Source organism: Micromonospora halophytica (genome assembly GCF_900090245.1).
In the GTDB taxonomy this organism is placed as follows: domain Bacteria; phylum Actinomycetota; class Actinomycetes; order Mycobacteriales; family Micromonosporaceae; genus Micromonospora; species Micromonospora halophytica.
The window spans coordinates 167,050-193,629 of record NZ_FMDN01000008.1 but is presented as its reverse complement, the minus strand read 5'-3'; the positions used below and the strand labels follow the sequence as shown (position 1 = coordinate 193,629).

13 protein-coding genes are annotated in these 26,580 nt (G+C 74.1%); 9 read left to right on the top strand and 4 right to left on the bottom strand.

Annotated elements, in window-relative coordinates; translation table 11 throughout:
* The first annotated feature begins 308 nt into the window (after nt 1-308).
* From GA0070560_RS14250 to GA0070560_RS14225, 6 genes are read left to right on the top strand one after another with little or no spacing between them, the layout of a single operon-like run.
* Nucleotides 309-6,455 (top strand): non-ribosomal peptide synthetase, encoded by a 6,147-nt coding sequence (locus GA0070560_RS14250; protein WP_091296371.1) that lies wholly within the window; start codon nt 309-311, stop codon nt 6,453-6,455.
* On the top strand, nt 6,452-14,008 hold the full coding sequence (locus tag GA0070560_RS14245; protein WP_091296368.1) for a hybrid non-ribosomal peptide synthetase/type I polyketide synthase: 7,557 nt from the start codon (nt 6,452-6,454) through the stop codon (nt 14,006-14,008). The genes GA0070560_RS14250 and GA0070560_RS14245 overlap by 4 nt, the downstream gene beginning before the upstream one ends.
* Nucleotides 14,005-15,189, top strand: coding sequence for an acyl-CoA dehydrogenase family protein (locus GA0070560_RS14240; protein ID WP_245675514.1), 1,185 nt, complete (start codon nt 14,005-14,007; stop codon nt 15,187-15,189). The genes GA0070560_RS14245 and GA0070560_RS14240 overlap by 4 nt, the downstream gene beginning before the upstream one ends.
* A gap of 3 nt (nt 15,190-15,192) precedes the next feature.
* Nucleotides 15,193-15,933: a thioesterase II family protein gene (locus GA0070560_RS14235; RefSeq protein ID WP_091296364.1), complete on the top strand. Its 741-nt coding sequence runs from the start codon at nt 15,193-15,195 to the stop codon at nt 15,931-15,933.
* A complete protein-coding gene (locus tag GA0070560_RS14230) occupies nt 15,933-16,532 on the top strand; it encodes a class I SAM-dependent methyltransferase (protein ID WP_091296361.1) in 600 nt (199 codons plus the stop codon). The genes GA0070560_RS14235 and GA0070560_RS14230 overlap by 1 nt, the downstream gene beginning before the upstream one ends.
* 19 nt (nt 16,533-16,551) lie before the next feature.
* Entirely contained in the window at nt 16,552-17,754 is a 1,203-nt protein-coding gene (locus tag GA0070560_RS14225) for an FAD-dependent oxidoreductase (RefSeq protein WP_091296357.1), read from the top strand.
* Between the two features lie 187 nt (nt 17,755-17,941).
* On the opposite strand, the gene GA0070560_RS14220 is transcribed toward GA0070560_RS14225, so the two are convergent.
* A complete protein-coding gene (locus tag GA0070560_RS14220) occupies nt 17,942-19,516 on the bottom strand; it encodes an MFS transporter (protein ID WP_091296354.1) in 1,575 nt (524 codons plus the stop codon).
* A 207-nt stretch (nt 19,517-19,723) separates the two neighbouring features.
* Between GA0070560_RS14220 and GA0070560_RS14215 the strand changes: the two genes are divergently transcribed.
* Nucleotides 19,724-20,734, top strand: coding sequence for a histidinol-phosphate transaminase (locus GA0070560_RS14215; RefSeq protein WP_091296351.1), 1,011 nt, complete (start codon nt 19,724-19,726; stop codon nt 20,732-20,734).
* A 50-nt stretch (nt 20,735-20,784) separates the two neighbouring features.
* On the opposite strand, the gene GA0070560_RS14210 is transcribed toward GA0070560_RS14215, so the two are convergent.
* Entirely contained in the window at nt 20,785-22,041 is a 1,257-nt protein-coding gene (locus tag GA0070560_RS14210; protein ID WP_091296348.1) for an aminotransferase class I/II-fold pyridoxal phosphate-dependent enzyme, read from the bottom strand.
* Nucleotides 22,042-22,345: 304 nt separating this feature from the next.
* Between GA0070560_RS14210 and GA0070560_RS14205 the strand changes: the two genes are divergently transcribed.
* Complete coding sequence (locus GA0070560_RS14205) at nt 22,346-23,254, top strand: aminoglycoside phosphotransferase family protein (protein WP_091296345.1); 909 nt, start codon at nt 22,346-22,348, stop codon at nt 23,252-23,254.
* 36 nt (nt 23,255-23,290) lie between these two features.
* On the opposite strand, the gene GA0070560_RS14200 is transcribed toward GA0070560_RS14205, so the two are convergent.
* The gene (locus GA0070560_RS14200; RefSeq protein ID WP_091296342.1) at nt 23,291-25,330 is read right to left on the bottom strand and encodes an amylo-alpha-1,6-glucosidase; all 2,040 of its coding nucleotides are present in this window, start codon (nt 25,328-25,330) and stop codon (nt 23,291-23,293) included.
* Nucleotides 25,327-25,707, bottom strand: coding sequence for an SCP2 sterol-binding domain-containing protein (locus tag GA0070560_RS14195; RefSeq protein ID WP_091296339.1), 381 nt, complete (start codon nt 25,705-25,707; stop codon nt 25,327-25,329). Before GA0070560_RS14195 ends, GA0070560_RS14200 begins: the two co-directional genes overlap by 4 nt.
* A gap of 197 nt (nt 25,708-25,904) precedes the next feature.
* On the opposite strand from GA0070560_RS14195, the gene GA0070560_RS14190 reads away from it, so the two are divergent.
* Nucleotides 25,905-26,459, top strand: a complete 555-nt coding sequence (locus tag GA0070560_RS14190; RefSeq protein WP_091296336.1) for a DJ-1/PfpI family protein — start codon at nt 25,905-25,907, stop codon at nt 26,457-26,459.
* The last annotated feature ends 121 nt before the right edge of the window (nt 26,460-26,580 follow it).

Sequence of the window (26,580 nt, the reverse complement as noted above, 5' to 3'; positions counted from 1 at the left end):
CCGTCGTGCCGGCGCAGTGGGTTCGTCCACCGGACCGTTGATCTACCCAGGCGTTGATCGGGGCCCTTCCCCGGCTCGGCCCGGGGTGCCCGACCGGGTACCCCGGCGGGGGTGGGAGGTGCGGGCGGGACGGAGGGTGCCCGGGCGGACGGTCCGTTGGAGGGCCGTTCGGCAGCGCCGCCGTTGGCACGGTGGGAGAACCCCGCGAGATCACCAGTCCTCCGGCGCGGCGTGCCCACCGCCGCCGCGCCGACGGGCGCCGGGGCACCGACCGCGCCGGACCGACCGACTTCCAGCCAGGAGCGCGCATGACCGACCTTGCCTTCGACGGCGGCATCCAGGCGACCACCCTGATCGACATCCTCCGCGCCAACGCCGCGTCGGATCCGGGGGCGGTCGCCTTCGCGCAGCTGACCTACCCCGCCGGCACCGACACCTCCGACGGGCGCGGTGTCGCCCGGGAACTCACCCGCAGCGCGTACGACCGACGCTCAGCGGCCCTCGCGGCCGCCCTCGCCCCGCACCTGGGCCCGGCCGGACGGGTGCTGGTGCTGCTCGCTCCGGGCCTGGACTTCCTGGTCGGCCTCACCGGAGTGATGTACGCCGGCGGCGTCGCCGTGGCCTGCCCACCCCCCGTCGACGGCGCCGGCGACCCGCGCACCGAGCGGGCCGTGCAGATCGCCGGCAACGCCGAGGTCAGCGTGGTGGTGACCACCGCCGAACTGGCCGACCGCCTCACCGAGCTGCGCGGACGGCTCGGCCCCGACGTGCCGTGGCTCGCCGTGGACCGGATCGACGAGGCCACCGCCGACGGCTGGAGCCCGCCGGAGCTGACCGGGGACGACCTGGCGCTGCTGCAGTACACGTCCGGCTCCACCGGCGCGCCGAAGGGCGTCATGGTCAGCCACCGCAACCTGCTGCACCAGATCGACCAGACGGTGACGCTGGCCGGGCTGCCGGCCGGGGCGAACGTGGTCAGCTGGATATCCCCGTACCACGCGCTGGGGGTGGCCGGGCACCTGCTGCTGGCCCAGTACCTCGGTGGCCGGGCGGTCTTCCTCACCCCGGAGGACTTCGTCGCCGACCCGCTGCGCTGGCTGCGGGCCATCTCCGACACCCCCGGCCCGGTCTTCGGCTGCGCGCCGAACTTCGCCTTCGAGCGCTGCCTGGCCCAGGTCCCCGCGCAGCGCCGGGCCGGCCTGGACCTGTCCGGCTGGCACACCACGTTCAACGCCGCCGAGCGGGTCCGCGCCGCGACCATCGCCCGGTTCACCGAGGAGTTCCGCCGCTACGGCTTTCGGCCCGAGACGATGGCGCCCGGCTTCGGGATGACCGAGGCGATGCTCTTCCTCACCGGCCGGCACGCCGACCCGGAGCCGCTGGTGCTCCGGGTGGACGCCGCCGAGCTGGAACAGGGCCGGGTGGTGCCCGTCGACGGCGACGACCGCAGCCTCACCCTGGTCGGTGTCGGTCCGGCCGGGCCGCACAGCGAGATCCTGGTCGTCGACCCGGCCACCCGTACGGTCTGCGCGAACGACCGGGTCGGTGAACTGTGGGTCCGCGGCCCGGTCGTCTGCCAGGGCTACTGGCAGCGTCCCGAGCTGACCGAGGAGACCTTCGGCGCCCGGCTGGCCGACGGCACGGGCCCGTTCCTGCGTACCGGTGACCTGGGCTTCCGGCACGAGGACGACCTGGTGCTCTGCGGCCGGCTCAAGGAAATGATCATCATCCGGGGCCGCAACCTCTACCCGCAGGACGTCGAGATGACCTGCGAGCGGGTCCACCCGGCACTGGCCGGGGCACCCGCGGCGGCGTTCGCGGTCGACACCGACGGGGAGGAACGCCTGGTCGTGGTGCAGTCCATCGCCGACACCACCGGCGTCGACCCCGACGACCTGGTCGCCCGGCTGCGCGCCGCCGTCACCAACGAGCACGAGGTCGAGGTGCACGAGGTGGTGCTGGTCGGCCCGGAGGGCGTCGCGAAGACGGTCAGCGGCAAGGTACAGCGCGGCGCCTGCCGCGACCGCTACCTGGCCGGGGAACTTCAGCCCCTGGCCCGGGGCGGCCGGCCCGCCGCCGACGCCCCGGCCGGCCCGGCACCGGTCGCCGCCCCGATGCGGGACATGCTCCTCGCCCTCGACGAGACGCTGCGAACCCCGGTGCTCGTCGCCGAGCTGCGTCGCCGGCTCGCCACCCTGCTCGGCACCACCGCCGACCGGGTCGCCACCGACCTGCCGCTGGCCGGCCTCGGCCTGGAGTCGCTGCGCGCCATCGAACTGCGTCGCGACCTGGAACGTGACCTGGGTGTCGGCATCCCCATCGCCGAGTTCATGCGTGGCACGGTGACCGGCCTGGCCGACCTGGTCACCGGGCAGCTCGACGCCGCCCCGGGCGGCCGGGACATCGCCTGGCGGCCGGTCGTCGCCGACCCCGAGCACCGGCACGAACCGTTCCCGCTCACCGAACAGCAGTACGCCTACTTCGTCGGCCGCAGCGCCGGCTACGACCTCGGCGAGGTCTCCATCCACATCTACGTCGAGATCGACGCCACCGAACTCGACGTGGACCGGCTGACCCGCGCCCTGAACCAGCTCGTCGCCCGGCAGGAGATGCTGCGCGCGGTGGTCCGCAGCGACGGCACCCAGCAGATCCTCCCCGCCGACCAGGTGCCCCCGATCGACATCGCCCTGGCCGACCTGTCCGACGCGGACCCGGCGGAACGGGATGCTCAGCTCGCCAAGACCCGCGACGAGCTGAGCCACCAGGTGCTGCCGATGGACCACTGGCCGATGTTCGAGGTCCGGGCCAGCCGGCTGCCCGGCGGTACCACCCGGGTGCACGTCAGCCTCGACCTGCTGGTGGCCGACGTGGCCAGCGTGCGGCTGTTCTTCCTGGAGTGGGGCGACCACTACGCCCACCCGCACGCCCACCAGGACCCGCTGCCGGTCTCCTTCCGCGACTACGTGCTCGCCCTGGACCAGGTCACCGGCTCCGAGGCGTACCGGCGTTCCCGGGACTACTGGCTGGCCCGCATCCCGGACCTGCCGCCCGGCCCGGAGCTGCCGCTGGTCTCCGGGGCGGACCGGCGGCGCCGGCGGCGCCGCTCGCACCTGCTCGACGCCGACCGCTGGGCGCGGCTGCGGGCCCGGGCCGCCCGGCGTGGCGTCACCCCGTCGGTGGTGCAGCTCGCCGCGTTCGCCGAGGTTCTCGGCCGGTGGAGCCGGACCGGACGGTTCACCGTCAACGTGCCGCTGTTCAACCGGATGCCGCTGCACCCGCGCATCGACGACGTGATCGGCGACTTCACCGCGGTCACCCTGCTGGAGATCGACGTCACCCCCCGCGACGGCCTCGGCGGGCTGGCCGAGCGGATCCAACGGCAGCTCTGGCAGGACCTGGAGCACCGCTACTTCTCCGGCGTCGAGGTCATGCGCGAACTCAGCCGGCAGCGCGGCGTACGCCCCGGCACCTTCGCCACGGTGGTCTTCGCCAGCGCCCGGGAACAGGGCCGGGACCAGGAGGGCGCGCAGGGCGCGCTCGGCGCCGCCTGGCTCGGCGAGACCGTCTCGGTGATCTCGCAGACCCCGCAGGTGCTCTTCGACCACCAGGTCTACGAGGACCACGGCGCGCTGTCGTACCACTGGGACGTGGTCGAGGACCTCTTCCCCGACGCCATGCTCGACGACCTCTTCCACGCCTACACCGACCTGCTGGAGCGGCTCGCCGCCGGCGACGAGGCGTGGGCGCCCGGCGCGCTGGACGCGCTGCCGGCCGCCCAGCGGCAACTGGTCGCCGACGCCAACACCGCCACCGTCGAGATCCCCGACGAGCTGCTCTTCACCGCCATCGGCCGGCAGGCCGCCGCCCACCCCGAGCGCACCGCCGTGGTCGGTGCCGACGCGACCCTGAGCTACGGGCAGCTCTGGCGGCGGGCCAGCGCGCTGGGCCGGGCGCTGCGCGCCGACGGGGTACGCCCCAACCAGCTCGTCGCGGTCGCCGCGGACAAGAGCGCCGCCCAGCTCGTCGCCGCCCTCGGCGTGCAGCTGGCCGGCGGGGCGTACCTGCCGATCGACCCGGACCTGCCGCCCGCCCGGCAGGACCACCAGCTGCGCCGCGCCGAGGTGAGCACCGTGCTGGTGCGCGCCGGTGGCCCGGACCGCGACGACTGGCCGGACGGCATCCGGGTGGTGCCGGTCGACGCCACCGCCGACCCGGCGGGCGAGGCCGCCGAGCTGGAGCCGGCGCAGCGGCCGGAGGACCTGGCGTACGTGCTCTTCACCTCCGGCTCCACCGGCACGCCGAAGGGGGTGATGCTCTCCCACCGGGCCACCCTGGCCACCGTCGCCCAGGTGCGGGAACGCTGCGGTCTCGGCCCCGACGACGTCGCCCTGGGCCTGTCCGCGTTGAGCTTCGACCTGTCGGTGTGGGACGTCTTCGGCGTCCTCGGCGCCGGGGCGACGCTGGTGCTGCCCGAACCGGCCGCCGCACGCGACCCGGGCCGCTGGCTGGAGCTGATGGCCACCCACGGGGTCACCTGCTGGAACTCCGTGCCCGCACTGGCCCGGATGCTGGTCGAGCAGGCCGAACCGGACGGCGGGCACCCGGGGCTGGCCAGCCTGCGGCTGATGTGGCTCTCCGGCGACTGGATCCCGGTGGACCTGCCGGAGCGGGTCCGGGCGCTCGCTCCGGACGTCCGCTTCGTCGCCTCCGGCGGCCCCACCGAGACGGCCATCTGGTGCGTCGCGTACGACGTGGAGAACGTGGACCCGGACTGGGAGTCCATCCCGTACGGCCGACCGCTGGCCAACCACCGCATCCATGTGCTCAACGACCGGATGCAACCCTGCCCGGTCGGGGTGCCGGGGGAGATGTTCATCGGCGGCGCCGGCCTGGCCGACGGCTACTGGCGCGACCCGGACCTGACCGCCACGTCGTTCGTCACGCACCCGGAGACCGGGGAACGGCTGTACCGCTCCGGTGACCTGGGCCGGTGGCTGCCCGACGGGACACTGCAGATCCTCGGCCGCACCGACCACCAGGTGAAGATCGGCGGATTCCGCATCGAGCTCGGCGAGATCGAGGCCACTCTCACCCGGCATCCGCAGGTGCGCCAGGCCGCCGTGCTCGCCGCCGGCCCGGACCGGCACCGCCGCCGCCTGGTCGCCTTCGTCGTGCCCGACGGAACGGGCGGTGCCGCCGGCCCGGCGGGCACCGACCTGGACCCGAAGGTCGCCGAGAAGAAGGTCCTCGGCGACGTGGAGGCCGACCCGGTACGCCGGACCGAGTTCACCCTGGCCCGCAGGGGGCTGCGCACCGACCTCACCGGCACCCCCGTCGACCTGCCGTCCACCCTGGACGACAACCGGGCCGAGGAGGTATGGGCCCGGCGGGCCAGCCGACGGGTCTTCGCCGACCGGCCGGTACCGCTGACCGACCTGGCCCGGCTGTTGGAGAACCTGCGCAGCCGGGACGGGGAGGTGCTGCCGAAGTACCGCTACGCCTCGGCCGGCGCGCTCTACCCGGTCCAGACGTACGTGCACGTGCGCCCCGGCCGGGTGGACGGGCTCGCCGGCGGCAGCTACTACCACGATCCGGTGGCCCACCGACTCGTCCCGGTCCGCCCGGACGTCGACCTGGACCGTGGCGCGCACGTCTCCACCAACCAGCCCACCTACGACGGCAGCGCCTTCCAGATCTTCCTGGTCGGCCGGATGTCCGCGATCGAACCGCTCTACGGCACCCGGGCGCTGCACTTCTGCCTGCTGGAGGCCGGTGAGATGAGCCAGCTGCTCGACGAGAGCGCCCCCGGGCTCCAGCTCGGGCTCTGCCAGCTGGGCCTGATCGCCGACGAGCACGCCGTGCGGGACCTGCTCGCCCTCGACGACGACGACCGGGTGCTGCACAGCCTGCTCGGCGGGGTGCTCGACCCGGCGCCCCGCCCGGCCGGGGGCGGCACCCTCGCCGACCGGCTGCGCGCGCACGCCGCGGCGACCCTGCCGCACTACATGGTCCCGGGCACCGTGGTCACCCTGGACCGGCTGCCGCTGTCGGCTCGGGGCAAGGTCGACCGGGCCGCCCTGGAGCGGCTCGCCGGCTCCGCCGAGACCGGCGGCACCGGCACCGCCGCGTACGTCGCGCCGACGTCGGAGGTGGAGCGGACCGCGACCGAGGTGTTCCGGAGGGTCCTCGGTGTCGACCGGATCGGCGTCGACGACCGCTTCTTCGACCTCGGCGCGGACTCGGTGACCATCGTGAAGATCTACCGGGAGCTCTGCGCCGCGCTGGAGCGCACCTTCCCCCTGATGCACATGTTCGAGCATCCGACGATCCGGCGGCTCGCCGCCGGGCTCGACGGCGGTGGCGGGACCGCCGGCGACGCCGTCGACGAGGCGTTCAGCCGGGCCGCGGCCCGCCGCGGCCGGCGCGCCGGCCGGCCCGCGGAGGCGGCCCGATGAGCGGGGTGAGCGGCGACATCGCGATCGTCGGCATGGCCGGCCGGTTCCCCGGCGCCCCCGACGTGGCCACCTTCTGGCGCAACCTGCGCGACGGCGTCGAGTCCATCACCTTCTGGGACACCGACACCCTGCGCGCCGGGGGGATCGCCGAGGAGACGCTGGCCGACCCGAGCTACGTGCGGGCCGCCTCCGTCCTGACCGGGATCGAGGACTTCGACGCCGCGTTCTTCGGCTACCACGCCCGCGAGGCGGCGCTGATCGACCCGCAGCAGCGGCTGTTCCTGGAGTGCGCCTGGCACGCCCTGGAGGACGCCGGGTACGCCCCCGGCGCCGTCGACGCCACCGTCGGCGTGTACGCCGGCAGCGCCCTGTCCACGTACCTGCTCGGCAACGTGCTGGCCGGTCGGGTCGCCGGCACGATCGGCGAGACGCTGGAACTGTTGGTCACCAACGACAAGGACTACCTGCCCAACCGGGTCAGCTTCAAGCTGGGCCTGGGCGGGCCGGCGGTGGCCGTGCAGACCGCCTGCTCGTCGTCGCTGGTCGCGGTGCACGTCGCCGCCCAGGCCCTGCTGGAGGGGGAGTGCGACGTCGCGCTGGCCGGCGGCGCGGCGATCCGGCTGCCCCAGCCCAGCGGCTACCTCTGGCAGGAAGGGCTGATCTTCTCCCGGGACGGGCACTGCCGGCCGTTCGACGCCGCCGCCACCGGCACCGTCTTCGGCAGCGGCGTCGGCGTGGTGGTGCTCAAGCGGCTGGAGGACGCCCTCGCCGACGGCGACCACGTCGAGGCGGTGATCCGGGGCAGCGCGGTCACCAACGACGGTTCGGCGAAGGTCGGCTACACCGCCCCGGGCGTGGACGGGCAGGCCAGGGCCGTGGCCACCGCCCTCGGCATCGCCGGGGTCGACCCGGCCACCGTCACCGCGATCGAGGCGCACGGCACCGGCACCCCGCTCGGTGACCCGATCGAGGTGACCGCGCTGAACAAGGTCTTCGCCCCCCGGATGCGCCGGCGCGGCGGGATCGCCCTGGCGTCGGTGAAGTCCAACGTGGGCCACCTGGACACCGCCGCCGGGGTGACCGGCCTGATCAAGGCGGTGCTCCAGCTCAAGCACCGGGAACTGGTGCCCAGCCTGCACTACGACAAGCCCAACCCGGAGATCGACTTCGACAGCTCGCCGTTTCGGGTCAACACCGAACTGCGTGAGTGGACGGCCAGCGACGTGCCTCGCCGGATCGGGGTCAGCTCCTTCGGCATGGGCGGCACCAACGCCCACGTCGTCGTCGAGGAGGCGCCCACGCCCGCCCCGCTGCCGCCGCCGGCCCGCGCCACCCAGGTGATCACGCTGTCCGCGCGTACGCCCGAGGCGCTGGACGAGGCCGCCGCGCAGCTCACCGCGGCCCTCGCCGCGCCGGACGCCCCGCCGCTGGCCGACGTCGCCTGGACCCTGCACCGCGGCCGGGGCCCGGCCCGGTACCGCCGTACGGTGGTCGCCACCGACGCCGCCGACGCGGCCGTCGCGCTGGCCGACCCGACCCGGACGGTCACCGGCACCGCCGTCGACCGGCCCCGGCTGGTCTTCCTCTTCCCCGGCCAGGGCAGCCAGTACCCGGGCATGGGCGCCGAGCTGTACGCCACCGAACCGGCCTACCGTGACGCGCTCGACGCGGTCGCCGCCGACCTGGAACCGCACCTCGGCCTGGACCTGCGCACCGTGCTGCACCCCGCCGACGACGTCGACCCGGCCGAGGCGGCCCGCCGGCTGGAGTCCACCGACCTGGCCCAACCGGCCCTGTTCGCCGTCGAGTACGCCACCGCCGCGCTGCTGGCCGCGCACGGCATCACCCCGGACGCGATGATCGGGCACAGCGTCGGCGAGCTCACCGCCGCCTGCCTGGCCGGCGTCCTGGACCGGTCCGACGCGGCCCGACTGGTCGCCGCCCGGGGCCGGCTGATGGCGGCGATGCCGCCCGGCGCGATGCTCTCGGTGGCCCTCGGTGAGGACGAGGTGCGCCCCCTGCTCACCCCGGCGCTCTCCCTCGCCGCCGCGAACGCCCCCGAGCTGTGTGTGGTCTCCGGTCCGGACGACGACGTCGCCGCGCTGCAGCGGGTGCTCGCCGAGCGCGGCGTGTCGCACCGGCGGCTGCACACCTCGCACGCCTTCCACTCGGCGATGATGGACCCGGTTCGCGACCCCTTCACCGCCGAACTGGCCGGTATCCGGCTCGCCCCGCCGAAGCTGCCGTTCGTCGCCAACCGCACCGGTGAGTGGATCACCGACCGGGAGGCCACCGACCCGGCGTACTGGGCCGGGCACGTCCGGGACACCGTGCGCTTCGGCGCCTCGGTCGCGCTGGTCGCCGGCCCCGACGCGGTGCTGCTGGAGGTCGGCCCCGGCAGGACCCTGGGCACCCTGGCCCGGCAGGTCAGCCGGGACGCCACCGTGCTGGCCAGCATGCCGGCCCCGGGCGACGTGCCGGCCGGCACGCATCCCGGGCCGACCCTGCTCGGCCGGCTCTGGGCGGCCGGCGTCGACGTCGACCTCGCCGCCGACGGTCCGCGCCGCCGGGTGTCCCTGCCCGGGTATCCGTTCCAGCGCCGCCGCTACTGGATCTCCCCGGGCGGCCAGGCCACGGCCCTGGACCTCGCCGGGCTGCACGGCGGCGGAGCGGACCCGGCCGCCGACCCGAGCGCCGGTCTGGACGGGCGGCCCAACGTGCAGACCGCCTACGTCGCCCCCCGCGACGACCGGGAACGCCTCGTCGCCGCGATCTGGCAGGACCTGCTCGGCGCGGCGCCGATCGGGGTGGACGACAACTTCGTCGAACTGGGCGGGCACTCGCTGCTCGCCACCCGCGTCGTCGCCCGGGTCAACGAGGCGTTCGGCATCCGCATCGGGCTGCGCGAGATGCTCGCCGCGCCGACCGTGGCCGGGGTGGCCGCCCTGGTCGCCGCCGGCCGGGCCGCCGACACCGGCATCGACGAGCCGGACCCCGGCCTGCCGCCGGCTGTTCCCGCCCCGGACCAGGCGCACGAGCCGTTCCCGCTCGCCGAGATCCAGCAGGCGCAGTGGCTGGGCCGGCTCGGCAGCGTGGAGGGCGGCAACGTCGCCGCCCACGTCTACTGGGAGGTGGAGACCGGTGAGGTGGACCTGGACCGGCTCACCGCGAGCTGGCAGGAGGTCGTCCGCCGGCACGGCATGCTCCGGGCGGTGATCGGCGAGGACGGCCGCCAGCGCATCCTGCCCGACCCCGGCCCGTACGTCATCGAGGTCACGGATCTGCGCGACCGTCCCGCAGACGCGGTCGAACGGAGCCTCGCCGAGTTGCGCGAGACGCTGTCGCACCAGATGCGGCCGGTGGACGTGTGGCCGCTGTGGGACGTCCGGGCCACCCTGCTGCCCGGCGGGCGGACCCGGCTGCACCTCGGCTTCGACCTCATGATCGCGGACATCGGCAGCATCCGGCTGCTGTCCCGGGACTGGCGGCGCATCCACCAGGGCGTCGGCGACCTCGCCCCGCTCGACCTGTCCTACCGCGACTACGTGCTGGCCACCGAGGAACTGCGCGGCAGCCCGCTGCACCGCCGCTCGCTGGACTACTGGCGGCAGCGGATCGCCGAGCTGCCACCGCGGCCGGACCTGCCGCTGGCCGTCGCCCCGGCCGCGGTCACCCGGCCGGAGCCGGTCTCCTTCGACCTCAAGCTGGACCGGGACACCTGGCGGCGGATCACCGAACGGGCCGGCGGGTACGGCCTGACCCCCTCGTCGGTGCTGCTCGCCGTGTACGCCTACGCGCTGGGAGCCTGGTGCCGGTCGGGTCGCTTCACCGTCAACGTCACCGTCACCAACCGGCTGCCGGTGCACCCGCACGTCGGTGACCTGGTCGGCGAGTTCGCCTCGTTCGACCTGCTCCCGGTCGACCTGGCCGCGGCCGGCAGTGTGGAACGGCTGGCCCGGCACCTGCAGGAGCAGAGCTGGCAGGACCTGGAACACCGGTACGTCAGCGGGGTCGAGGTGCTGCGCGAGATGGCCCGGGCCCGCGGCGGTGCAGCCGGCGCGGTGACGCCGGTCGTCTTCACCAGCACCGTCGTGCAGGAGAGCGAGCCGGGCGACGAGACCTGGTTCGGCTGGCTCGGGGACATGGTCCACGAGGTCGCCCAGACCCCGCAGGTGTGGCTGGACTTCGCCCTGCTGGAAACCGCCGACGGGGTCCGGATGAGCTGGCACGGGGTGCGCCAACTCTTCCCCGACGGGGTGCTCGACGCGGTCTTCGCCGCGTTCAGCCGGCTCACCACCGCCCTCGCCGAAGGCGAGTCCGCGTGGCGGGAGGACCCGGGGGACCTGCGTCCGAGTGCCCAACGCGAGCTGGTGGCGGCGGCGAACGACACCGCCGGGCCGCCCGCCGCCGGGCTGCTGCACGACCCGCTGCTGGGCTGGGCCCGCCGCGAGCCCGACCGCCCGGCCGTCATCGACGCCGACGGGGTGGTGGTCAGTTACGGCGAGTTGTCCCGGCACGCCCACGCCGTCGCCCACCGGCTGCGCGCCCTCGGCGTGGAACGCAACGAGCTGGTCGCCGTGGCGGTGGACAAGTCCGCCGCGCAGGTCGCCGCCGCGCTCGGGGTGCTCCTGGCCGGTGCCGCGTACCTGCCGGTGGACCCGGACCTGCCCGCCGAGCGGCAGGACCACCTGGTCACCTTCGGCCGCTGCCGGGCGGTGCTGTCCCGGGTGGACGGCCCGCGTCGCACCTGGCCGGACGGGGTCACCGAGCTGACCGTCGACCTGACCGCCGAAGCGCCGGCCGGGCACGACGAGCCACTGCCGGCCGCCGACCCCGACGACCTCGCGTACGTCATCTTCACCTCCGGCTCGACCGGCACGCCGAAGGGCGTGATGATCCGGCACCGGGCGGCCCGCAACACCGTCGACGACGTCACCGAACGCTGGTCGATCGGCCCGGACGACGCCGCCCTCGGCCTCTCCTCGCTCAGCTTCGACCTCTCCGTCTACGACGTGTTCGGGCTGCTCGGCGCGGGTGGTCGACTGGTGCTGCCCCGGCACGGCAGCAACCGCGACCCCGGCCACTGGGTGGACCTGGTCACCGCTCACCGGGTCACCGTCTGGAACTCGGTGCCGGCGCTGGCCCAGATGCTCGCCGACCACGTCGCCGGCCACGGCCCGGCGGACGCGCTGGCGGCGGTCCGGCTGTTCCTGATGTCCGGCGACTGGATCCCGGTGGACCTGCCGGAGCGGTTGCGGGAGCTGGCCCCGGCCTGCCTGCCGGTCAGCCTCGGCGGCGCCACCGAGGCGTCGATCTGGTCGATCTGCCACGAGATCCGCGAGGTCGACCCGTCCTGGGAGTCCATTCCGTACGGCCGGGCGATGCGCAACCAGAGCTTCCATGTGCTCAACGACCGGTGGCAGGAGTGCCCGGTCTGGGTGACCGGCGAGCTGTTCATCGGCGGCGTCGGTCTGGCCGACGGGTACTGGCGGGACGAGGAACGCACCGCAGGTCGCTTCGTCACCCGTCCGGCGACCGGGGAGCGCCTCTACCGCACCGGCGACCTGGGCCGGTGGCGACCCGACGGCACCATCGAGTTCCTCGGCCGGGAGGACTTCCAGGTCAAGATCGGCGGCTACCGGATCGAGCTGGGCGAGATCGAGGCGGTCCTGGGCCGCCACCCCGGGGTCGCCGCGGCCGTCGCCGCCGCCCCCGGCGACCGGCACCACCGCCGGCTCGTCGCCTACCTGGTGCCCGCCGACCCTGCGGCCGACCGCGACGCCCTCGTCGAGGAGGTCCGGGCGGAGGCGGCGAGCGCCCTGCCGTCGTACATGGTGCCGCAGGCGCTGCTGACCCTCGACCGGCTGCCGCTGTCGGTCAACGGGAAGGTGGACCGGGCGGCCCTGCCCGACCCTGCCCGGTCGGCCGGCGAGGCGAGGCCGACCGGCGAGGCCACCCCGACCGCCCTGCTGCTGGCCCGGCTCATCGGTGAGGTGCTCAACCAGCCCGAGGTGGGCCCGTTCGACAACTTCTTCGCCGTGGGCGGCGACTCGATCACCGGCATCCAGATCGTCAGCCGGGCCGCCGCCGAGGGCCTCGAACTCACCCCCGCCGACCTTTTCGCCCACCAGGTGGTGGCCGAACTGGCGGCGGTGGCCGACGCCCGATCGCCCGGCGGCCGGGCCGGCGCCGACGCCGGCTTCCCGCTCACCCCGTGGCAGCGGACCCTGGTCGGCCCGGACGGGCCGGCCCGCCCGCTCGGCGTGCAGGTGCTCGACGTGCCGGTGGCCGCCGGACTGGACTCCGACGCGGCGAGCCGGGTGCTGGGGGCCCTGGTCGCCGCGCACCCCGCACTGCGGGTGCGGCTGGTTGCCGACCCGGACGGCTGGCGGCAGCGCGTCGGCGTCGAGGACGAGCCGTACGTGCCGCTGATCGACCTGGCGCCGCTGCCGGCGGCCCGGCGGGACGCCGCCCGTACCCAGATGGTCGCCGACATCCGCGCCGAGCTGGACCCGGTCGACGGGCCGCTGACCCGGGCCGCCCTGTTCGACCTCGGCGACGGAGAGCGCCGGCTGGTGTGGCTGGTGGCCGACCTGGCGGTCGACGCCCGCTCCTGGCCGACGCTCTGCGCCGACCTGCGGCGCGCCCTGGTCGCGGTCGCGGCCGGCGGCGACCCGCAGCCGGCCGCGCCGCCGGTGCCGCTGGCCCGCTGGGCCGAGCGGGCCGCCGGGGAGACCGCGCCGGACGGGTCGGAGCCGGTGGACGAGACCGACTCCGGGGCGACGTCGGTCGAGGACGTGCTGTCGCTGCCGTCCGGCCCGGCCGGACCTGGCGACGGCTGCCGGCGGACCGTGACCGTACCGGCGGAGCGGGCGTCGGCGCTGCTGGACGCGGCATCCCGGACGTACCGGCTGACCGCCGACGAGGTGGTGCTGGCGGCGCTGGCCGCCGCGCTGCACGCCACCGGCGCCCGCCGGGCGGTGGTGGACGTCGAACGCGACCTGCGTGCCGACGGCGTTGCCGAGCTCGACGCCACCGGCGCCGTCGGCCCGTACGCCACCGTCGTGCCGGTGCGCCTGGCGTTGACCGACGACCTGGCCGAGCTGGTGCCGACGGTGAAGCGCCGGCACCGGGCGGCCACACCGGTGTCCGGTGCCCGGCCGGCTCAGCTGCTGCTGCGGCACCTCGGCGACCTCGACGGCACGGCCGAGGAGCCGGCCATCGCGCCCCGGGCCCACGACGGCCCTGGACACCGGCTCGTGGTCACCGGCCACCTCGCCGGCGGGGCACTGCTGGTCGAGGTGTACGCCCCCGCCGCCGGGGAGGCCGACGTGGCCACCCTGGACGCGCTGGCCGACGCGCTGGCCGACGCGCTGACCGGGCTCGCCGCGCACTGCGCCCGGCCCGACGCCGTCACGGTGGACCCCAGCGACTTCCCCCTCGCCGGGCTGGGCCGCGACGACCTGGCCGCCTTCCTGACCGCCGTGACCAGCCGCCGGCCCGCCGCCGGCCGGTCCGTGCCGGACGCCGACCCGGAGGGAGCCGTACGATGACCGAACCCGCCCTGAAGGTGCCGCCCCCGGTCACCTGGCTGCCGCCGGAGGACCGGACCTGGCGCGACACGGTCGCCGGGTTCGCCGCCCGGGCGGTCGCGTCCCGGGTACGGGCGATGGACGAGGCCGCCCGGATCGACCCCGCGCTGGTCGAGGAACTCTTCACCGCCGGCCTGATGGGGGTGGAGATCCCCGAGGTGTACGGCGGCGGCGGCCGGGACCTGTTCGCGGTGGTGCTCGCCATCGAGGAGATCGCCCGGGTCGACCCGGCCGTCGCCGTCCTGGTCGACGTGCAGAACGCCCTGGTGGCCAGCGCCCTGCTGCACCACGGCGACGGCGACGCCCGCCGCCGGCACCTGCCCCGGCTGGCCAACGGCACCGTGGGCGCGTATGCGATCAGCGAGCCGGACGCCGGCAGCGACGCCTTCGGCGGCCGGACCAGCGCCGTCGCCGACGGCGGGGGGTACGTTCTGGACGGGGCGAAACGCTGGATCAGCAGCGCCGCCGAGGCCGGGTTGTTCGTGGTCTTCGCCCGGCTCGCCGACGCCGGGCTCACCGCGTTCCTGGTCGACCGGGACACTCCCGGGCTGACCGTCGGGCCGCCGGTGGCCAAGATGGGCATCCGGGCCAGTTCCACCTGCGACGTCACCTTCGAAGGGGTGCGCGTCGGACGCCGGGACGTGCTCGGCCGCCCCGGCGCGGGGGAGCTGCTGGCCGTGGAGACCCTCAACGTCGGCAAGGTCGGCATCGCCGCGCAGCTGGTCGGGCTGGCCCAAGGGGTGCTCGACGCCGCGACCGGTTACGCGAACCACCGTCGGCAGTTCGGCCAGCCGATCGCCACGTACCAGGGGGTGGCGTTCCCACTGGCCCGCGTCGCCGCCGAACTCCAGGCCGCCCGCGCGCTGCTCTACGACACCACCCGACTGCTCCAGCACGGCGGTTCACCCGCCCAGCGCCTGCGCGCCACCGCCATGGCCAAGTACGTCGCCTCGGAGGTCGCCGAGCGGGCCGCCGCGCTGGCCGTGGAGACGCTCGGCGCCAACGGCTTCGTCCCCGAGCACGGGGTGGAGAAGTTCTACCGGGACGCCAAGGTCGGCAAGATCTACGAGGGGACCTCCAACATGCAGTTCCGTACCATCGCCGCCACCCATGACCGGGCGCCCGCCCCGGCGGAGGGCTGACCGGTGGCCAGGACCCTGCTGTTCTGCCTGCCGTACGCCGGCGGTTCCGCGATGCGTGTCTACGGGCGGTGGCAGCGGGACCTGCCCGACACCGTCGAGGTGGTGCCGGTGGAGCTGGCCGGCCGGGGCGCCCGGATCGTCGAGACGCCGCTGACCGACGTGCCGGCGATCGCCGCCGACGTCATCGGCACACTGCTGGACCGCATCGACCGCCCGTACGCCGTCTTCGGCCACAGCCTCGGCGCGCTGGTCGCGTACGAGCTGACCCGGCGGCTGGAGCACCTGCACGGCCGGCCGGCGACGCACCTGTTCGTCTCCGGTCACCGGGCTCCGCAGCTGCCCCAGCCTCCCGGCCAGTACGACTACCGGCTGCCGGACGCGGCGTTCAAGCAACGGCTGCGCGAGCTGGCCGGCACCCCGGAGGAGGTGCTCGCCCACGACGAACTGCTGGACCTGGTGATCCCGGTCCTGCGCGCCGACTTCGAGGCCGCCGACACCTACCGGTGGCGTCCCGGCCCCCGGATCAGCTGCCCGCTGACCGTCTACGGCGGCGCGGGCGACCCGGAGGCACCGCCGGACTCGCTGCCGGACTGGTCGGCGCTGACCTCCGGCTGGTGCGAGGTGCGGGTCCTGCCCGGGCAGCACTTCTTCCTCAACGACGACCCGGCGGCCCTGCTGAAGGGGATCGCCGCGGACCTGGAGCCGGCCTGGACGGGCGCGGCGGAGAACGGAAGGACCTCCTGATGCGGCTGCGCCCCTGGTTCTACAACACGCTCTACCGGTTCAACCTGGCCCCCTGGGACAAGGAGGTGCGGCCACAGCTCACCGAGCTCGTGGAGTCCGGCCGGCTGACCCCCGCCGAGCTGCCCCGCGCCCTGGACCTGGGCTGCGGCACCGGGGCGGAGGCCGTCTACCTGGCCGGCAAGGGCTTCGGCCCGGTGGTGGGGGTGGACTTCTCCCCGGTGGCGGTGCGCGCGGCCCGCGCCCGCGCGCGGGCCGCCCGGGTCGACGACCGCTGCACCTTCGTCCGGGCCGACCTCACCGCCGGCCCCGTGCCCGGCCTCGCCGACGCGTACGACCTGATCTGCGACTTCGGCGCGCTGAACGACCTCGAGGGGGAGCAGCGGCAGGCGGTGGCTCGGACCATCCACCGGCTCAGCCGCCCCGGGGGCAAGGTGCTGCTCTGGTGCTTCCAGGGCGACAAGAGCCAGCTCTCCGGCGGCGCGAAGATGGCGCCGATGATCGCCCCGGGGGAGGAGAAGGAACTCTTCGGTGACGCGTTCGACCTGGAGTACCTGCCCACCCGTCCGCGCACCGTGATGCTGCTGATGACCCGCCGCTGAGAGCCGGAGGAACGACCCCATGGACCTGAGCCGTCCCATCCTGATCACCGGTGCCGGCGTCGGCGGCCTCACCGCCGCGCTCGCGCTGGCCCGGCACGGCTTCCCCGTGCAGGTGTACGAGCGCCGCGAGCTGGACGAGATCATCGGCAACGCCGGTTTCGGGCACACCATCTGGAGCAACGCCACCACCTCCCTGCGTACCCTCGGGCTGGGGGAGCGGCTGCTGGCCAGGGCCGAGACGATGACCGGCTCCGAGAGCCGCAACTCGTCGGGGCGGGTGATGTTCCGCATGAACACCGCGGAGAGCATCTGGCCCGGCTGCATGCCGACGGTCGGCATCGGCCGGGGGGACCTGATCGGCCTGCTCCGCGACGCCTGCCTGGAGCGGGGCGTGACGATCGGGTACGGGCAGCGGGCCACCGGCTACGAGATCGTCGGCGACGGGGTCGTGCTGACACTCGCCGACGGCGGCACCGTCACCGGCGCCGCCCTGATCGGGGCGGACGGCATCCGCTCCACGATCCTGCAGCAACTGCACGGCCGCCTGCCGGTGGTCTACACCGGACGGTCCACGTACCGCGGCATCGCCCCCGGCACGTGTGGGCTGAACCGGGGCACCGTGCACCTCTTCTCCGACCCGGACAGTCGTTACGGGGGCGGGGCCTGGCTGATCGGCGGCGAGCGGGTGGTCTGGACGCTCTCCTGCGAACGCACCCCCGGCACGGAGGACCCGCAGGGCATCCCGGCACGGGCCCGGGAGATCGCCGACGTGCTCGGCGGGCCCGCCCCCCAGTTCGTCGGCGCCACCGCACCGGAGACGGTGAGCCGGATCGACGTCTACTACCACGAGTGGCTCGACCGGTGGGGCGAGGGACCGGTGACTCTGCTGGGCGACGCCGCCCACGCCCTTCCCACCGACCTCGGCCAGGGCGCCTGCATGGCCATCGAGGACGGGGTGGTGCTGGCCGACTGTCTGGCCACCGCCGCCGACGTGCCCGGCGGGCTGCGCGAGTACGAGCGCCGCCGCCGGGAGCGGGTGCACTGGATCCGCGAGCGGGTGCTGCGGGTCAACCGGTTCAAGCCGGTCCGCAACCCGGTGCTGCGCTGGGTGGTCGGCCGGATCGCCAAGGTGGTGGTCGCGTCCAGCGCGCCGAAGATGTGGCGTGAGGTGCAGCGGCCCCCGGAGTTGACCGCGTCCGCCCCCGACCGGGCCCTCTCCTGACCGCAGCAGACCGTCCTCATCAGTGGGTCGTCGCGACCCCCCTTCCTCACCGGGGAAGGGGGGTCGTCCGCACGGGGGCCCGGACGGCGGACGCCCCGGCCGCGACGAGACCGTGATCCTCGCGCCGGACGGCCGGCACCGCCCGACCGCGCCCGACGCCGCGGCCCCGGAGTGTCGCCGGCAGCGGCTACCGGACGGCCGCAGCCGCCCGCCCGCCCGCGTCGGCACCGGCCCCGGTCGGGCTGCGGGGCTCGCGGATCAGCACCGCGACCAGGGCCGCGACCAGGGCCGCGATCCCGGCCGCCGTCAGCCCCCACTGGATCCCCGTCGTCAGCGCCCGGTCCACCAGCGCCGCCACCACCGGATCACCTGTGGTGCTCACGTCGCCGTCCTCGGCGAAGAGCCGCCGGGCCAGTTCGGCGGAGTCGTCCCGGGACAGGCCGGCCGCCCCGGCCCCGTCCGCCACCACCCGGCGGAAGCCGTCGGTGACCAGCGCACCCAGGACCGCGATGCCGATCAACGCGCCGATCTGCTGCCCGGCCTCCCCGGTGGCCGACGCCAGGCCCGCCCGCTCGGGCCGGACGCTGCCCATCAGCGCGCTGTTGACCGGCGGGATGACCAGGCCGATGCCGGCGCCGAAGAGCACCAGCAGCGGCCACCACCCCTGGTACGGATCCGCGGTGTCCACCCGGGCCAGTAGCAGCAGCGCGACGCCGGTGAGCAGTGCGCCGCCGCACACCGGCACCCGGGCGCCCACCCGGCCGGCCAGCAGCCCGGCCAGCGGGGAGGTCAGCATCACCGCCGTCATCGCCGGGAGGAAGCGCACCCCGGCCTGCGCCGCGGTGTACCCCTGGGCCTGCTGGAGGAAGAGGCTGACCAGGAAGAACGAGGCGTACATGCCGAACGCGAGGAGGCCGATCACCAGGGTGCTGGCGGAGAACGTGGCCGACCGGAACAGCTCCAGGTGCAGCATCGGATGCGTCGAGCGACGCTCCACGGCCAGCAGCGCGACCAGCGCCATCACGGAGACGGCGAGCAGGCCGATGATCGTCGGCGAGCTCCAGCCGTACCGGCTCCCCTCCACCAGGGCGTAGGTGAGCGTGCCGAGCCACAACACGGCCAGGGCCTGACCGGGCAGGTCGACCACCCGGCGCAGCGGGCCGTCGGGGCGGGCGGTGCCGTCCCGGCCGAGCAGCACACGGGCACCCAGCACCAGCGCCAGCGCGCCCACCGGCAGGTTGACCAGGAACACCGAACGCCACCCGAAGTGGGCTGCGAGCAGGCCGCCGAGCACCGGACCGAGCAGCAGCGCCAAGGCCGACACCCCCGACCAGATTCCGAAGGCGCGCGCCCGCTCCCGGGGCGTCGGGAAGGTGTGCGTCAGGATCGCCAGCGTCTGCGGGGTGACCAGGGCCGCCCCGATTCCCTGTACGACCCGGCCGGCCACCAGCGCCTCCACCGTCGGCGCGGCGGCGCAGACCGCCGAGCCGGCCGTGAAGGTCGCCAGCCCGGCGAGGAACATCGGCGCGCGCCCGATCCGGTCGCCGAGGCTGCCCGAGGTGAGCAGCAGCGCGGCGAAGACCAGGACGTAACCGTCGGCGATCCACACCAGCCCGGTCAGGTCGGCGTCGAGGTCGGCGCGCATGGCGGGCAGGGTGAGGCTGATCGCGGTGCTGTCCAGCAGCGCCATGAACAGGGCCAGGCAGACCACCACCAGGACGGCGGTGCGGGACGGCGCGGTTCGCGCCGGCGAGGTGACCACGGGTGCTCCTGTCGTCGTCGGAGGACGGTGGGGCCGAGACCCGCCCCGAGCCAGCGACGCTGCCACGGCCGGCCGGCCCCCACCAGCCGAAGGGCGACGCACCGACCGGACTGCCCGACCGGGCAGCCCTGTCCCGCCCTCGTGGCCGCGCCGTACGGCCGCTTCCCGTGTCCACGGGCCGGCATAGCGTCGGGCCGAGGAGGCGAGATGTCCGATGAGCAGATCCACCGGGCGGCGGCCAATGAGAGCCCGTACCCGCCGCCGCGCGCGGTCCTCGACGCCGTCGCTGCGGCGTCCACCCGGATCAACCGGTACCCGGAGGCATACCCGACCGCGCTGGCCGAGGCGATCGCCGCGCACCACGGCGTACCGGTCGACCACGTCGCGGTCGGCGCGGGCGGCGCCGGCCTGATCCAGCAGATGCTGCACCTGGTGGCCCGAGGTCGGCGGCGCGGGGAGGCCCTCTTCGCGTGGCGCTCCTTCGAGGGGTACCCGCTCATCGCCGAGGGAATGGGCGTGCCGGTGCGGCGGGTCCCGCTGCGCGGCCATCATCACGACCTGGACGCGATGGCGAAGGCGGTGCGCCGGAGAACCAAGCTGATCTTCCTGTGCAGTCCGAACAACCCGACCGGCACCGCCATCGGCCAGGCCGACCTGGACCGTTTCCTCGACCGGGTGCCTCGGCGGGTCTTCGTCGTCCTCGACGAGGTCTACCGGGACTTCGCCACCGACCCGGCGACTGCGGACGGCCTGGCCAGCCTGCCCCGGCACCCCAACCTGGTGGTGCTGCGCAGCTTCTCCAAGTCGTACGGACTGGCCGGCCTGCGCGTCGGGTACGCGATCGGGCACCCCGGACCCGTCGCCGGGCTGCGGGCGGTGACGATGCCGTTCCTGGTGCCCGAGGTGGCGCAGGCCGCGGCGATCGCCGCGCTGGCCGCCGAGCCGGAATACGCGGCCCGTCGTCGGGCACTCGCCGCCGAGCGGGAGCGGGTCACCCGCGCGCTGGTCGCCGCCGGGATGCCCGTCCCGCCGAGCGAGGGGAACTTCGTCTGGCTGCCGCTCGGCGAGCGGAGCGCCGGGTTCGCCGCCGCCTGTGCGGCCCAGGGCCTGCTGGTGCACGGCTTTCCCGGTGAGGGCGTGCGGGTCACCATCGGCACGCCGCAGAGCAACGACCTGCTGTTGCAGGTGGCCGGCACGGGCGAGTTCGTCCGCTCCTGACCTGCGCGGGGCGCCGGCCGGCCGGTCCTCGCCGGCCGGCCGGCGCCCCCTCACCCGGCCACCAGGTCCGCCGCCGGCCGGACGGTGAGCTTGCGGGCCAGCACGGTGAATGCGTCGACGACCCGCTCCAGGTGTTCCGCGGTGTGCGTGGCCATCACGCACAGCCGTAGCTGGGCCTGGCCCCGGGGCACCGCCGGGTAGAGCGCGACGTTGACGTAGACACCGTGGTCGTAGAGGAACCGCCACATCCGGGCGGCGGTCACGTCGTCCGGCGCGGGCACCCGCAGGATGGGGGTCTGCACCTCGATCCCGTTCTCCCACACCGGCGCCGGTGCCACGTCGAAGTCCAGCTCGGTCAACGCGACCCGCAGCCGTGCCGTGTTCGTCGCCAGGCGTTCGCGGCGTTCCTCGCCCTCGGCGGATCGCGCGATCTCGATGCCGGCCAGCGCGGCGCCGAGCCCGCTGGCCGGGGCCGCCGCGGTGAACATGAACGCGCGCGCCTGCACCCGTAGGAAGTCGATCACGTCAGCCGGCCCGGTGACGAAGCCGCCACTACCGCCGAGCGCCTTGGAGAAGGTGCCCATGCGCAGGTCCACCCCGTCGGCGAGCCGGGCGAGCGCCGCGACGCCCTGTCCGTCCGGGCCGAGCACCCCCACCGCGTGCGCCTCGTCCACGAGCAGCCGGGCACCGTACCGGCGGGACAGGCCCGTCACGGCCACGATGTCGGAGAGGTCGCCCTGCATGGAGTAGACCGTGTCGACCGCGACCAGGATGCCCGCGTCCGTGCTGCTGGCCCGGCGCAGCAGCGTCTCCAACCGGTCCATCCGATTGTGCCGGAACGCCAGCAGCCGTCCGCGGGCCAACCGCGCTCCATCCACGATGGACCCGTGGTCGGCGGCGTCGCAGAGGACGACGTCCCCGTCGCCGACCAGCGCGCTGATCACCCCCAGGTTGGTGGTGTAGCCGGTGCCGAAGACCAGCGCGTCCTCCTCGCCGAACCAGTTCGCCACCGCTTCCTCCACCCGCAGGTGCAGTTCGGTGGTGCCGTTCATCAACCGGGAGCCGTTGACCGACGTGCCGTACCGCAGGGCGGCCTGGTGGGCGGCGGAGGTCAGCCGGGAGTCCCCGGACAGGCCGAGGTAGTTGCTGGAGCCGAGGTTCACCCGCGGGGCGCCGCCCATCATGGTCACCGCCGTCGGTGGCCCTTCCGCCACCCGGAAGTAGGGGAGTAGGTGCTGCGCCTCCAACTCCTGTCGGAAGGCGTACGACTCGTACGCGCGAACCTTGGCGAAGAGGTCTCCACTCATGTCGTCATGCCACACGGGTGACGCCCGTTGGCCGATCCCCGGTCAACCCGACAACCGGCCACCCCAACCGTGCAGGTTGCCGTCGCCCTTCGGCGTGCTCCACGAGCGCTTCCACCGGACGGCCACTGTCCGGGATCGTGACAGCCAGGCGGGCGGGGCGTGCACGCGCATCACGTCCAGGCACGCGGCGACGGCGTCCCGGCCGCGGACCAGGCTCGACACGTGGCGCCATGCGGTCGGGTGCCTGGTCGGCAACGCCAGGAATTGACTGGCCCTGCGGCCCCCCGGTGTCGAGACTTCCGGGGTGACGCTTCACCAGGACGAGGTCCCGATCGACGAGGCAATGGTCAGGTCACTGCTGCGGGCGCAGCGCCCACAGTGGGCCGACCTGCCGCTGTCCCCGGCGGGCGCGGGCACCGACAACAGGATGTACCGGCTGGGCGACGACCTGCTCGTACGGCTTCCACGGACCGCGGGCACGTCGCGGTCCGTACGCAAGGAGCAGCAGTGGCTGCCCCGCCTGGCGCCGCTGCTGTCGTGGCCCGTCCCCGAGCCCGTCCACGCCGGCACACCCACCACGGCCTTCCCGCTCGTCTGGTCGGTGCACCGCTGGATCGACGGTGCCGACGTCACCCCGGAAACCGTCCAGGACTGGGCGGCCCTCGGCGCCGACCTGGCGGAGTTCGTGCGGCAGCTGCACACCGTCGACCTGATGGGAGCGACTCGCGCGGACGACCTCAGCTGGTACCGCGGGGGCAGCCTGCGGGCCTGCGACGAGTGGGTCGGCCGCTGTCTCGACGACTGCCGCGCCATCGTGGGTTCGCAGCTCGACGTGGAGAAGCTGGACCGGTTGTGGCGAGCCGCGCTGGCCCTGCCGGAACCTTCCGGACCGCAGGTGTGGCTGCACGGCGATCTCAAGCCCACCAACCTCCTGGCGCGGGACGGCAGGCTCCACGCGGTCATCGACTTCGGGGGCCTCTCGGTCGGCCTTCCCGACGCCGAGCACGCCACGGTCTGGGACCTGCCGCCGCAGGCACGGCAGGCATACTGGAACAGCCTGAGCCTTGATGACGTGACCTGGGCGCGCGCCCGCGCGTGGGCGATCGCGGTGGGCGTCAGCGGGGTCTCCTACTACTGGCGCACCTATCCGGAGTTCGTCGCCGAGTGCCGGGCACGACTTCAGGCGATCTGCACCGACGCCGCCGCACGTTGAGCGGCGCCGTCGCGACCCAGGGTGCGGTTCGGCAGCTCAGGCCGACACGTCCTTGCGGCCCCAGCGGCCAGGGACGTTGCGCAGCACCAGCCGGTCGAACCCGTCCGGCAGGCTGGGGCGGCTGACCAGTTGGTCGCCGACCGGTTCCAGCCCGAGCATCGCCCGCAGCAGCAGGAGGGTGGCCCCGGCGGACCATGCCTGTGGGCTGCACGCGGTGGGGTACTCCACGGGGTAGCGGGTCAGGTCGCGCTCGTAGCCGCCGAACGCCTCGGGCAGTCGACCGGCGAAGTAGCCGGCCGCCTCGATGACCGCGATGGCGATCCGGGCGGACTCCCGGTCGAAGCCGTAGCGGCGCAGCCCCCAGGCGATCAGGCTGTTGTCGAACGGCCACACCGTGCCGATGTGGTAGCCGATCGGGTTGTACCGGGCCTGATCGGTGGCGAGGGTGCGTACTCCCCAGCCGGAGAAGAGTTCCGGGCTCATCAGGTGCCGCGCGACCTGGTCGGCGCGGGACTCGTCGACGATGCCGCTCCACAGCAGGTGGCCGATGTTCGACGCCAGCGCGTCCACCTGGTCGCCGTTCGTATCGAGGGCGAGGGCGTAGTAGCCGTGCCGCTCTATCCAGAAGTCCCGATTGAAGCGTTGCTTGAGGTCGGCCGCCTCTCGTTCCAGCCGCTCGGCGTACGCCGGGTCGCCCCAGAACTCCCGGGCGAGTCGCGCGCCACGGATCTTGGCGTCGTAGGCGTAACCCTGGAGTTCACAGGTGGCCCGGGGGAAGCCGGGAAGCCGCCCGTCCCGGTAGCAGATTCCGTCGTCCGAATCCTTCCAGCACTGGTTCTGCAACCCCCGCGGGGCGCTGCGTCGCTGGTACCAGATGTAGCCGTTGCCCATCGCGTCGCCGTACGTGTCGATCCAGTCCAGGGCGGCTCGCGCCTCCCGCTCGAACCGGTGCACCATGGCCGCGTCCCCGGTCCACCGCTCGTACTCGTCCATCAGCACCACGTAGAGCGGGGTGGCGTCCGCCGAGCCGTAGTACGGGGTGTGTGGTTGCTCCTCGAACGCGGCGCTCTCGCCGTAGCGGAACTCGTGCAGGACCTTCCCCGGCTCCTCGTCCCGGAAGTCGTCCAGTCGGCTGCCCTGCGGGATGGAGAGGGTGTAGATGGTGGCCGCGGCGAGCTGCGGGGCGAAGGGGAGCGCCTGAAAGCTGGTGATGATGCTGTCCCGGCCGAAGATGGTCATGAACCAGGGCAGACCGGCGGCCGGCACGCTCAGCCCGGCGGAGACCAGCGGGGTGTAGCGCAGCGCGGCCAGGTCGGCGATGCTGCGCCGGTACGTCCCGGCCAGCGACTCGTGGTCCGTCTCCAACCGCGGGGCGTTGTCGAACCACAGCTCCAGGTCCTCGGCGAGGGACGGTCTACGTCGGGGGGTGCCACCCAGGCTGGCCCGTACGGTACGGCGTCCCGGACCGAGCATCGCCGCCCGCAGCTTCAGCACCCACATCTTCTTCGGCTCGAGCCGTCCGGTGGCGGTCAACCCGTCGAGATCGACTTCGCTTCGGCAGTTTCCCGGGTCGATTTCGCTGCCCAGGTCGCAGCTGATCATCACTTCGCGGTGGAAGTCCTCCCGCTGGTACCCGAGGAACAGACTGCCGTTCTCGATCCGGGAGGTGTAGCCGCCCTTCTTCTTCGTCTGGTGCCGGATCTCGAAGATGTCCGCGAAGTCGCTGGCCACGTCCAGCCGTACGACGAGATCGACGGGCTCGTCGCCGTGGCTGATGATGGTCAACTGGTCTTCGAACTCGTCGTTGATCGTCTGCTGTCGAATGATCGACATGGTCGAGTCGAAGTCGTGGGTGGCGCTCGCCGGGGCGAGGAAGAACCGGGCCTGGTAGTACTGGAGGTCATCCAGGGACAGGGAGTAGAGCGACCTGCCGTTGATGGTCAGCCGCCATTTCGACAGGAACCGGGTGTCCCAGGAGAAGAGCCCGGTCGGGAAGGTCGGCGAGGCGCTGAAGTCTCCGCGCCGGTCGGTGACGACGAAGGAGTTGCCGTCCAGGATGCGTACCAGGTCACTCACGACTGCCCTCCCGGCGGCGGCAGCACCAGGTCGCGCGGGTTGCGGGCGGCCGGTGGGCCGGGAAACAGCCGCTCCAGCAGTCGGAACAGTTCCACCCGGCCCTCGAGGACGAGATTGCGGGTCAGCCAGGCCGTGGTGAGATTCCGCTCGCCCCGGGCGGCGGCGTCCAGCAACGCCTTGTCGCCGTGCAGGACGCAGTCCGCCGGGCGGTTCTCCCGGGAGAGGGTGATCTTGCCGGAGGTGATGGTGATGTGCCAGTGGTGGATCTGCCCGTCCTCGGTGAGATCGAGCCGGACCGTGCCGTCGACCCTGGCGAGCCGTTGCAGGTACGGGCAGTCGGCCAGTTCGCCCAGGAACTCCTCGATCGAGGCTGACATCGGCTCCCCGTTCGTCGCTCGCGTCGGCGGTGCCCGAGGCTGACCTCCGCCGGTCCCGCCGATCGCCTGCCATCATCGCACGAAATGCCCATTTTCGGCCTGGATGATCGATATCATCGGTTTCAGGCTCGGGGCCCGGTGGACCGCCGTCGTCGGCGGGCGGGCCGGCGGCAGACCAGTAAGGGGACGGGGCGACCATGGAGAAACTGCTACTGATCACCGGCGACGCGGCGGAGTCGCTGGAGGTCCTCTACCCCTATCAGCGGTTGATCGAGGAGGGGTACGACGTTCACATCGCCGCACCGGCCGCCAAGAAGCTCCAGTTCGTCATCCACGAGTTCGTCGAGGGCTTCGACACGTACGCCGAGAAGCCCGGATACGCCTTCCCGGCGGACCTGGCGTTCGAGGACGTGAACCCCGCGGACTACCTCGCACTGGTCGTGCCCGGTGGCCGTGCCCCCGAGTATCTCCGCAACAACGAGGAGTGCCTGCGGATCGTCCGGCATTTCGTCGAGGCGGACAAGCCGATCGCCCACCTCTGCCACGGGCCGCTCATCCTGGCCGCCGCAGGGGCACTCGAAGGCCGGCGTGCGACGGCCTACCCGGCCCTCGCGCCCGACGTCAGAGCCGCCGGTGCGGAGTACGTCGACACCGAGGTGCTGGTCGACGGTCTCCAGGTGTCCGCGCCGGCCTGGACGGCCAATCCACCATGGATGCGGGAGTTCATCAGGATCCTGAAGTCCCGCAAGTGACCGGTGCGGTGCCGGGACGGCGCCCGTTCGGTGTCGAGCGCGCGAGGACGCACGGCCCGCCGCGGTCTCATCCTCCGGCACCGCTGATCATGGTTGGTCGCCTGTCGCAGGCCCTACCTAA